Genomic DNA, 10,585 nt, shown 5'->3' with positions numbered 1-10,585 from the left:
TGGCCCTCCGGGCGGCGGTGGGGGTGGGGGCGGTGCAGGATGCGAATAATATCCGCCAGGGCCTGGAGGCGGTCCAGGGGGGTACGCATAACATCCCGCCAAGGCCATCAGGGTGCCGAACAAAGTCGCTACACGTAAAGCTGGTTGCCAGATGTTACAGCACTTCAGAGACTCCATTTCATGGAACATACGGTTCTCCTGTAGGAAGATCGGTTTTTTATCTTTCCCCGAACAAATAGCTCAGGGGTTGCGGTATAAAAAATGTGCATATCTCCTTTCCGCTTTGCGGTCACGTTTTTCGGACTTGTGTATTGATTTCCAATAACGATGATCGGCTTTACGTTCCCGTTTGACCAGTCGTCGCTGATATTTTTCTGCACGCCGATAGGACTTTCTGCTGTAGGTATAAGGTGCGGGTGCATATCCTGGATAAGTCGGGTAGGCAACAGATGGTCCATAAACAGGTTGACCGATGTTGAGTGCCACGCCTGGTATCCAGAGGCTTCCAGTAAGCGAGTCAGCGTGAACCGGCAAAGGCGCGCAGCACATCATCGCAAGCACCAGTGGAGCGACCACGCGCAAGACAGTAGGGAATCGGCTCCCCGGGATTCTGGTGTTGGTTGATAAAAGCATCGCACTTCTCCTGGCAAAGGCCGAATGGATACCTAAAAGCAATAAGCGTTCCAGCACAGCGAAAGGATCTTACGACAGGGGCGACATACTGAGCAGTGCCCGATTCCAGAAGAGAAGGGATCCGTTTTTATAGTGAGGACATACAACAGGGACGCGATAGCGCCATATTGTCGCTAAAGTACAACAGATCTGCTGAAGAAAGGGCCATGTACTCGCACCATTTCGTGAGCAGACGGCATAGGTCACTAATTACATGAAAAATCTATACCACGGGAACCTTTGGCATAAATTCTGCTGTCTTAGTCTCTGGACTCGACAGGGAGATTGTCTGATTTCTGTCGTCACCCAAGTGGCTCGATCGTAACGGTGTGACTTCGAAAGTCATGCCATCACTTTCCGGCTGTTTTTTGACTCAACCAACAGGAGTGTTCCGATGATTCAGAAAAAAATATGGCTTACCGCATTGACCATCACACTGGCATTACCCCTGGGCGCGGAAGCGTCCGTATATGGCGTCATGAATCAGGTCGGTGTTTCCGGCAATGTACAAGGGGCCACCAATCGGTATGGGAACACCAACGGTGGACTCGGTCTACGTGCCAGCCTTTACAATGGGGGGTTGTTCGGCACGGCGAAATACCGCCATGAGTTCGGGGCTACCTACCAGGGTTATACCGGCGGCAATATCAACACAATTGGACTCAAGCTCGGCTATCTTTTCAACGCCAGCAATATCTTGGCTGTCGGACCTTATGTCGGGTATGAGTATAACCGCTTTGCACAGTCCAATGCCTATTATGACTCTCACTCTTCGCTGAGCACCAACGGTCTGGGTGGTGGTCTTTATGCGGCAGCATCTCTGCCAGGCGTCAATTTCACCGGATATATCGGATACCTTGGCGGTATTTCGGAAACCCAGCATCTCTCTGGATTCGCACCAACCACTTTCAATCGCACTTCAGACCTTCTACAAATGGGGGTGAACGCCTATTATCCCCTAATGACCAATGTCTCCCTGTACGTCGGATTACATGATGATGATTTTACACAGCGAGGCGCCCCGAACATTCTTCGCGGCGATGTAGGCTTGGGTATGCAGTTTTAAGGCACTATGCAGGCAGGATGGTCTGAAGTGTAAATCAGCACCTGGAAACGGCGAATTCAGTGTCATATTAGCCACATCATGAGGTTAAAAATGCCTACAGGCTTGGATTATTGTCTATCTCTCTATCGACGGTCCAGTGTGGCCGCTTTACAGCAGCTTTTCACGGAACAACACCGACACTTGAGCAGTATCTCGTTGTTCGGCATCCAGCTCTGCAATAAGAGGAACTATTGGGGATAATTCCAAGGGCACTATTGCACATAAAACGGATGTACCAACAGCAATATAAACATTATCAAACAAACCCTCCCCGTCGTAAAATTTTTCCGAAATACAGATGGCGGGGAGAAGGATATTGAAGATTACACGAACTGAAGTAGGATGCTCTCAAAGAGTCACTCCTTCTGACCCTTAAGGATAACCTGTACATGTAGGTGTTCCTGGTTTTTGGGTTTCGCTAACGCCAAGGGCGGAGGAACGGCCGCACTATTGGCTGCAGGACCATAAGGGGCGTAAGCATATGGCTTGGCTGGAAGTGCTGCAGATAGTGTTTGATAACTAGGTGAATGAACGCCTATGGGTAAAGCGACTGTATTGTGCTCTTCAACGATGCGACGCACCCTGCCCCAGTTAATTTTTTCATGAACTCCATGTTTCGCCATGAATAGTTTTATGCGCATAACGGCACGCTGGAGGTCTGAAAACCCCTCTTTATGATAAGCGTCCAAGGGCTTATAGGACTGAAGATAAAGCTGGCCATTATCAATGCCGACCAAATTGGGCCGGTCGATAATACGAACCGGAGTCCCGACCGGAACCATGGGGAACAATTGCGCGATATTTTCAGGATACATCTGAAAACAGCCCTGACTGGATCGCATGCCTACGCCCCATGGATGGTATGTTCCATGAATGAAAATACCAGAGAGTCCCGTTTCCATCGCCAATTCGCCCATAGGATTTTCGGGGCCAGGCGGCCAGTACCATGGTATATTCATGTGAAATTTCTTCTTGAACCAGGCATGGATGTTCTTCGGAACATTCCATGCAGGCATCCGATACTTGCCAATGATTTCAGTAGTCGTCAAGCTTTCTTTCCAGCCGGGTAGAAACACCCCAACAGGGTAAGTAAATACGACATGATCATGGGCTGGAAAGTAATAAATCCGCCGCCCAGGGATATCTACAACAATACCTACCCAAGGTTTGGGTGGTAAAACATACTGGGCGGGGATGACCACTTTACGAGCCTGCCCGGGTAGCCACGGATTAACTCCTGGATTGGCATGTGTGACCTGATTGTAACCCAGATCATAAAACCGACCGATATCCAGAAGAGTATCGTCCCGATGCGTTGTTACCGCATGCAATGATCCGACTATATTACCTTTATTGGGCAACGCAAAAACACTTGCCCGTGCTGTGCCAAGAACCAGACAACAAGCTTAAACTACTGTCTCAAATCTGGGGTCCACTATACAAGGCGCCTCATCTGAGAATCTGTAATCAGGGCAGCACAAAAGAGGCGCACGAACTTCTCCTTGCGGAATATATGCGTTATTAAACTGTATCAATACCAGGTTTGTCTTGAACGCCACCAGTCAGACGATAGCCGTCGGCATCTTTACCCCGGACGCGCCGCCAAATGACCTGCGGGGTAAGGCGGTTGGCAACGACAATAAAAACCTTGCGGAAATGACCGGGCGGACACTGCACAGCTTTGACGGCATGCCAGGAATGATCAGTTTGCGCAAAGAGAAAACTCCGGTTCCCCAGTACCTGTGAGGCCCCGGCCTCGCGCAAATCCGTATAGACCGGCGCCGAATGACGTGGCCATTTGCCACCATCATCCAGAACCAGCGTCTGTCCGCCCCAGGCTTCTTCCCAGTCTTCTGGCGTATTGAAATAAAAAATATGCGAACCTATTTTCCGCCGGGCATCCGTATGGGGTGAAATGGAGGCGCCGGATGGCGCATAATGCCAATGCATGGTCAGAATAACCGGTGTCCTGGGTGTTAAACCGAGCATCTCGCGCCAGAAATCCTTGTAAGCCTCACTGTGCAATTCGTGAATAAAATCCCTCCAGCTGGGCGTCAGGACTTTCTCCAGCGCTGGTCGATATTGCAGGGCGAGACGATCATGGCTTGCTTGCCCATGCGCCCTTTTGTAACCCATTTGAGATTCAAAAAGAACAGGATCAGGAAGATCCTTGCAGAGTTGGTCAAACTTTTCTGGATAAAGAAAATCAGCAATACGGATCCATGGGTAAGGCTGCGTATGCCGGAATTCTTGGGATTGGGCGCTCAGCCTGTCCATGACCGATTTGTTGATTACACCCATAAATGCCATCCGAAATAATCTGCTATTGCTGAACCGTCTAAGACCATTAGGTCGCTACCAAGTTCCAGGGGATTATGCGGTAAAAAGCTTCAAACAAAACTGTTAACAATCATCACCTCGTCAAGTTTGACTCCGACTGGCAGGGAACTTTTTGATAGGAACTCCGGTCTTTTCGAATGGATGAACACTTCCATCCGATTGTTTGGATCCCAGGGTTTTTTACAGCAAGGAGGATAGCCATGAAAAGAAACCCTCTCTCGAAAACAAAACGCCAGTGGCTTGTCTTGGCGAGCTTGCCCCTTCTCGGTGCGGCTATGGCCTTACCCATCGCCCATGCGGCAACAGCTTATGTTTCAGTGGATGGCCATTCGGTTCCCGTTTCAGCAGAAAACAAAACCATTCATATTCCCGGTGGCGTCATCAGAATACAAACGGTCACTTGGGGGGCACAAGGTCATCCCGGACATTGGCAGGTGACTGCCAGCCATCTCTCTCCAGTACAGGCGCAAACCATGATCAATCGGAGTTTATGGCAGATGCGCTCCATGCAGGTGGCAATGGACCGACAGATCGCTCAGATGAATCAGCTCATGCGGGTATCTTTTGGTCCTTTCGTCGGCCCAGCCTTCAATTTTCCAGAACCGGTCATGATGACCCGATTGTTTTTGCCGGAAACGGAGATGAGGGCACCCATTCAAACATCCCATGTATCGGCAGCTCCCGTAAAACCCCTGGCTGGTCACGAGATCCTGTCAGTACGCTGGAAACATCTTGAGAAAACAGATCATCCTAAATTGCCTATTTGATAGCCTTACGAGATATACCCCAAAGACCAGCTCGCGGTGTCTGAACACGAGCAGCAGATGATGTTGGCGAATACTCCAAGGACCTCTTGGAATCAGGCATCTGCCGTGAATTCGTTGCTGTTTTGACGGATTCAGCCCCACGTCACGGGGCATTTTCCTATACCAGGAAGGTGATATGTCCACGCTCTTATATCACAAGTGCATTTGCTACGTTGTTTTTGGCCTCACCGTGATTCCCGTTGCAGCAACGGCTGGTGAGTTAGTGGTTCATCACGTACCCAAATTTCGGGTGCACGTAACGGAGATGCCAAAATCAGTGGCAGGAATGTCTTTGAGTAAACTTGAAAAATGGGCGCATGCTGGAGATTCTGCAGCAGAAAACGCCTTAGGTGTGCACTATTTTTATGGGAGAGGGGTTCCAAAAAACCAGCAAAAAGCAGATATCTGGTTTCGTAAGTCGGCAGAATCCGGAAACGCCAATGGGGCTTTTCATCTGGCCTTCGCTTACAACTTCGGCGAGGGTGTACCAACCAATACGCATAAAGCCGTTTATTGGTGGCAACAATCTGCAAAAGATCGCAAGAAGTGAGTCAGTTTTGTGCTCAAGTGTATCTTAAAGATCCTTGCGGTAGTTTTATTCGCGGCCTTCTGGGAATTCTGGATTGGTCATCAAGGCCACACCCATATAGAACGGCTTTTTGAGCCCAACAAGAGCCCCCCATTCGTTGGCACACCAACAAACACAACCTCAACAATGCAAAAGACAAACAAAGCACTGTAAGCTTTCTGGAACGAAAATGATCCTGCAAATACTGCCACCTCAGGTAGTTGGGCAAACAGGCTGCGTCTGCCTCTTATGTGGGGCATCCATTCCATTACTTACAGCAGCATATCAATGAGGTGACTTGGAGGTAACAAGACATCCTCCCCTCATGATTGGTTCCTGATAGAATTTCAGTAACTGAGGAGACTGTTCATTGCCGAACCTGCTGACAGAACCGATCGCCAAACTTCGCAAGATCATCCATGTGGACATGGATGCCTTCTTTGCGGCGGTGGAGCAAAGGGACCATTCCGAACTCCAAGGGCAACCCGCCATCGTTGGCGGCGACCCGGCTGGTCGAGGTGTCGTGGCCACCTGCAGCTATGAAGCCCGTCGGTTCGGCATTCATTCCGCCATGACAGCTGCCCGTGCCCGGTCGCTTTGTCCGCAAGCGATTTTTCTCCGCCCCCGCATGGAGGCTTATCGGAAAGCCTCCCGTCAGGTCATGGAGATTCTGCAAAAATATACCCCGCTTGTGGAACCCCTGTCACTGGATGAAGCTTTTCTGGATGTGACAGTGGCCACTGCCGATGGGATACTGGCAGTGCAGATTGCCCGGGAGATTCGGTGGTGCATCCAACAGGAAACCGGTCTGACCGCCTCGGCAGGGGTATCTTACAACAAATTGCTGGCCAAACTCGCTTCCGATTGGCGCAAGCCCAATGGGCTTTTTGTGATTCCACCTGAAAAGGGTCTGGACTTTCTGTCTCCCCTCCCCGTTGGCAAGCTCCACGGTGTAGGACCGGCCACGGTGAGAAAATTGTCCACACTGGGTATCCATACCGTTCTGGATCTCCGAAATGCCGAAAGGGAAACATTGATCGCACAATTTGGGAAGACCGGTCTTTGGTTTTACGAGATTGCCCGAGGCATAGACAAACGTCCCGTTCAACCCAGTCGCCAGCGAAAGTCCGTGGGCGCGGAGCGGACCTTCCCGCAAAATATAAACGACCCTCAGATCATGCTGACCCATCTGCAGGAAATGGCAAGCCAGATTTCTGCCCGCCTGATAACCATAGGACTGGCGGGGCGCACTATCAGTATCAAGGTGCGCTTTTCTGATTTTGAAACAATCACAAGAGCCTATACCCATGTGCAGGCCGTTTGGCGCAAAGAAGACCTTATCGCCTGTCTGCCTGATTTGTTGGGCAAGGCGCTTCCCGTTGAATCCCAGCCATCTATCCGATTGCTGGGAGTATCCGTGAGTGGCATGCTCCGTCCAGAGGAGTCTGCCACAAATACTGGCCAGATGGATTTGCTGGAAGATATTTTGGTGAAATCACACGGCGTTAGACGATAGTAGAAGATAACAGGCGTTGTGAGGTAGTTTGGCGTATTGTTTTTTAATGGCAAGGACCCAATGAAACGGCAGTAGATCGTTCAGAATTACTGTAGGAGAGATACAAAATGGATGGTGAAAATGAAAAAGATGGGGCGCAGTCGTCAATTCTGGAAATTGGACTAGTCATGGAAGATGCTGAAGGTCAGCAGATCCCCGCGATACAGATGCGGCTCTATCCCATGGTTCAACAGGCCTTGCTGGAGGCTGTGGATCAGTTGAGGCACGATCCAGAACAAGAATATATCCGGGTCACACTGTATGGCACTGCAGAAAGGGGCGTGCAGATGGATTTTTCGCGGGAAGCTTTGTTAAATTTAGTGAGCACCATTCAAGAAAACCGATTGAAGCATATTAAAATACAGTAAAATATAGAGCAGCCATCGACATAAGCAGTATTAATATTTTGCTTTGAAAACTTGATTCATTAGAACGGCCAGAGATTTACCATGAGGTGTTTTTATAGAATCTATTATCTAATTATCGGGGGACCTCTGATCCAATCCTGTGTTTCTCGGATGCACCTATCATTCCTGTTCCTTCTGCATGACAGAACTTTATGCATATTTTGCGGTCGAAATTTGTAGGTTTCAGAATGTTTGGGCGTATTTGGCTTATTTAATGAGGTTATTATGAAGCTAGAGAAACTGTCTGATGGAAAACTCCAGTTAAGCATGACCAAGTCTGAGGCTGACAAGGTGTCCGATATTCTGCTCAAAAAAGCGGGAGAATTCAACCGGTCTACTTTGGACTTTGCCTATCTTTCCGCAGAGGCAGTACTGTCCATGGATAACAACTTCCGTCAACCGAAGTCATTTTATCAAGGAGCATCTCATGCAGGTTAATGTTGAAGATAAAATGGTCGTAGCGACAATGAGCGAAAGAGAAGCTGGTAAGATTATGGAGTCCATGGCTAGTTTGTCGTCGATACCGGCGGACTTGAAGCCATTCCATGAATTATTCAAAGGAATCAGTGTCCCAGTCAAAAGACGTGGTGAGATTAGGCATGAATGGGGTGATCCACTCGATATGGATCCGGATGTTGGCCCGGCCTAACTGAAAATATGCCGGTACCGTTATGTTTCTGAACCGATCTTTCTGAACATCACTCTCCTTTTTATCACCTTTGAAGATGATTTGTACCACAGGGGTAGAAAGCCCCTGTGGTACACTCTTTAGTACATCTATTGGCTTCAACTCAGTTGTTTCGGAAGCTGCCTAGAGATACCGCTAAAGAACGTGCATTCCATTCGCTTAGATACCATTGTACGCCCCCTTGAAATTTTAGTGGAGCATACCCATAAATCTTTCAGCCTGAGAGCAGGCTATGATTGTTAAAAGGTTATTGTCATAAGATGGAGGTATACACCATGGCTAAAGAAGTATCCCGTCCCACGGTTATGGATGTGCGTCCGACTGATCCACTGGAAGGCGTACTTGACACGTTTATGCCCGGATTCTTTTCCCCGGCATCTTTACGTAGACAATCCTATCCACAGGTTGCCAATATAGATGTTATTGACCGAGATGACGCCTTTATTCTCAAAGCTGAAATACCCGGTGTTGAAAAGAATGATCTTGATATCCAGGTGCATGGCAACCAAGTATACCTTGGTGGTGTGAAACAAGAGGAGAAAACGGAAAAAGACGCGAACTATGTATATCGTGAACGACATTACGGCGAGTTCTCCCGGACGATTCAACTTCCGGTGGATATCAATAGTGATCAGGTAAAAGCGACCTTTAAAGATGGTGTGCTTGAATTGGTACTGCCAAAAACGGAATCCGCCAAGCGGAAGAGGATCACCATTTCCTGAGTGACCTGGAATGGCTTCTGGTTTACCGGAAGCCATTCTGACTTGTTTTTTTCTGCTGAGAAAGGAGATTCACATGGCCATACCAATGAGAGTATTTAGTACGGGGATTGATCCTGATGACTGGATCCCTCGCCGGTTTACGCAACAGGGAGACGGAGTGACCCCTCCTATTTTCTGGCAACACGTGCCAGAAGGAACCAAAAGCCTGATACTCCTCATGGAACATCGCGAAGCGGATAGCCAACATCGTATTCACTGGCTACTCTACGATATTCCGCCAAGCATTGAAGGGATCCATGAGGGTAGCCCTCTGCCTGAAGGTATCCTTTCAGGACTTAACAGCTTTGGATTTACGGGGTACAAACCTCCAGAAGGAGCGGCCAGCCACCAGCTTCAGCATTACGACTTTCTGCTAATGGCCACGGACAAGGCTTCACTGAGGCTTCCGGAAGGGGCCGACTGGGAGATGGTGAAGGCTGAACTTCGAATTCCAGGTAAAAAGGCCGATCAACTGGATATTCCTCCAGCCACGGATCTTCGAGCCAGAGAGTTTTACGACTTGGGGCACATACTTGATCATGCCGAATTCTCCGGGCACTTTGCTCTGGATAAAGATGAACCGGTAAAGTCCAGCCCATGAGAGGCATCGCTGCATTCAAACCAATCGAGCACTCCTGCAAATTGATTTGAGCGGGTTATCGTGAAGCATGATAGGAGATACGGCAATGAAGGCATTTCGGGCATTAAAACATTATAGACTTCCACCGGGTTCACGCTTATGTCTAATGGATGACGGACTTCCGCTCAAGGTGTTACCTGAAGACCCGGCTATCCACTGTATGACCGACCTGTACCGCGTTCCCGCCGTTACCACCAAAGCCTCAGTATCTATCGAGCATGCTTTACAACACATGATTCACACGGGCGTTCGGATGCTCTTTGTTCTGGACGATGCGGACATCCTGATTGGATTGGTAACGGCTCGAGATATCACAGGAGAGAAGCCGATTCGTATCGCGGCGGAAAAAGGTATGACTCGAAATGAAATTTCAGTGCAAGACGTGATGATCGGTCAGCATCAAATCGATGTATTGGATTTGTCTGAAGTAGAGCGTTCCATGGTAGGGGACATCGTTCTTACCTTGCGAGACGCAGGTCGCCAACACGCACTGGTTCGTGAAAATAGGATGCAGCAGACGGAAATCAGAGGAGTTTTCTCCATTAGCCAAATTGCTCGTCAACTCGATCTAGAACTTTCGGTCAGTGACGCAGTGCAAAGTTTTTCCGAGTTGGAGCATATTCTTTTGCGGGATGATTAGGGGCTAGAGAGATTCATGACGGCGTAATAGTCATGCCTGTAAATCTGCGTCATTCGTTTGCTATCTGTCAGCATCAGGTATTTACCACCCCATATCGCGGAATATGGATCATTAGTCCGTTGAAATATTATGTGCATTAGCGAAACACTGAGGTTCTCAAAGGCGAACAATCCAAACGCTGATTTTTACTGAAAACTGGCTAATGACCAGCGCTGCTTAACAGGCACGGTAAATTGGTTCGTCAACAAGGTCGTGAAAGCCAGCAATATGAAGCTATTCCAGGGTCACCATAATGGTGCCACCTGCCGTTTACTTATCCGGGTCTCGAACTTCTGAGTCGGCTACCTCCTCGTTTCTGGAGGCAACCATGAGCAACAGGAGATTTGAGATGTTTACGATTCGT

At 48.9% G+C, this 10,585-nt stretch carries 14 protein-coding genes; 10 read left to right on the top strand and 4 right to left on the bottom strand.

Going from position 1 to position 10,585, the window contains the following annotated elements; all coding sequences use genetic code 11:
- On the bottom strand, positions 1-189 hold a 189-nt coding region (locus HJG40_RS14000; RefSeq protein ID WP_215864765.1), incomplete at its 3' end, for a hypothetical protein.
- 51 nt (positions 190-240) lie between these two features.
- A complete protein-coding gene (locus tag HJG40_RS13995; protein WP_215864764.1) occupies positions 241-633 on the bottom strand; it encodes a hypothetical protein in 393 nt (130 codons plus the stop codon).
- Between the two features lie 433 nt (positions 634-1,066).
- On the opposite strand from HJG40_RS13995, the gene HJG40_RS13990 reads away from it, so the two are divergent.
- Positions 1,067-1,738, top strand: a complete 672-nt coding sequence (locus tag HJG40_RS13990) for a hypothetical protein (RefSeq protein WP_215864763.1) — start codon at positions 1,067-1,069, stop codon at positions 1,736-1,738.
- A 395-nt stretch (positions 1,739-2,133) separates the two neighbouring features.
- Here the strand turns inward: HJG40_RS13990 and HJG40_RS13985 are convergent, their stop codons facing one another.
- Together HJG40_RS13985 and HJG40_RS13980 are read right to left on the bottom strand one after the other, a co-directional pair.
- Positions 2,134-3,174 (bottom strand): L,D-transpeptidase family protein, encoded by a 1,041-nt coding sequence (locus tag HJG40_RS13985; RefSeq protein WP_215864767.1) that lies wholly within the window; start codon positions 3,172-3,174, stop codon positions 2,134-2,136.
- Between the two features lie 124 nt (positions 3,175-3,298).
- On the bottom strand, positions 3,299-4,078 hold the full coding sequence (locus tag HJG40_RS13980) for a 2OG-Fe(II) oxygenase (RefSeq protein WP_215864762.1): 780 nt from the start codon (positions 4,076-4,078) through the stop codon (positions 3,299-3,301).
- 239 nt (positions 4,079-4,317) lie between these two features.
- Here HJG40_RS13980 and HJG40_RS13975 point away from each other — a divergent pair, with 239 nt between their 5' ends.
- From HJG40_RS13975 to HJG40_RS13935, 9 genes are all read left to right on the top strand, one after another.
- Positions 4,318-4,884, top strand: a complete 567-nt coding sequence (locus HJG40_RS13975) for a hypothetical protein (protein ID WP_215864761.1) — start codon at positions 4,318-4,320, stop codon at positions 4,882-4,884.
- 229 nt (positions 4,885-5,113) lie between these two features.
- Positions 5,114-5,473 (top strand): tetratricopeptide repeat protein, encoded by a 360-nt coding sequence (locus HJG40_RS13970; RefSeq protein WP_215864760.1) that lies wholly within the window; start codon positions 5,114-5,116, stop codon positions 5,471-5,473.
- Between the two features lie 388 nt (positions 5,474-5,861).
- Positions 5,862-7,007 (top strand): DNA polymerase IV, encoded by a 1,146-nt coding sequence (dinB, locus tag HJG40_RS13965; RefSeq protein ID WP_215864759.1) that lies wholly within the window; start codon positions 5,862-5,864, stop codon positions 7,005-7,007.
- Positions 7,008-7,114: 107 nt separating this feature from the next.
- Positions 7,115-7,414 carry a hypothetical protein gene (locus HJG40_RS13960; protein ID WP_215864758.1) on the top strand — a complete coding sequence of 100 codons (300 nt, stop codon included), beginning with the start codon at positions 7,115-7,117 and terminating at the stop codon, positions 7,412-7,414.
- Between the two features lie 264 nt (positions 7,415-7,678).
- Entirely contained in the window at positions 7,679-7,891 is a 213-nt protein-coding gene (locus tag HJG40_RS13955; protein ID WP_215864757.1) for a hypothetical protein, read from the top strand.
- Positions 7,881-8,102, top strand: coding sequence for a hypothetical protein (locus tag HJG40_RS13950; RefSeq protein WP_215864756.1), 222 nt, complete (start codon positions 7,881-7,883; stop codon positions 8,100-8,102). The genes HJG40_RS13955 and HJG40_RS13950 overlap by 11 nt, the downstream gene beginning before the upstream one ends.
- 314 nt (positions 8,103-8,416) lie before the next feature.
- Complete coding sequence (locus HJG40_RS13945) at positions 8,417-8,863, top strand: Hsp20/alpha crystallin family protein (RefSeq protein WP_024894748.1); 447 nt, start codon at positions 8,417-8,419, stop codon at positions 8,861-8,863.
- A gap of 73 nt (positions 8,864-8,936) precedes the next feature.
- Positions 8,937-9,503, top strand: coding sequence for a YbhB/YbcL family Raf kinase inhibitor-like protein (locus HJG40_RS13940; protein WP_215864755.1), 567 nt, complete (start codon positions 8,937-8,939; stop codon positions 9,501-9,503).
- Positions 9,504-9,588: 85 nt separating this feature from the next.
- Complete coding sequence (locus HJG40_RS13935; protein ID WP_215864754.1) at positions 9,589-10,182, top strand: CBS domain-containing protein; 594 nt, start codon at positions 9,589-9,591, stop codon at positions 10,180-10,182.
- Positions 10,183-10,585: the final 403 nt, after the last annotated feature.

It is taken from the genome of Acidithiobacillus concretivorus (genome assembly GCF_018853445.1).
In the GTDB taxonomy this organism is placed as follows: Bacteria; Pseudomonadota; Gammaproteobacteria; order Acidithiobacillales; family Acidithiobacillaceae; genus Acidithiobacillus; species Acidithiobacillus concretivorus.
The sequence above is the reverse complement of the archived record's forward strand: the minus strand, read 5'-3'. Positions and strand labels throughout refer to the sequence as shown.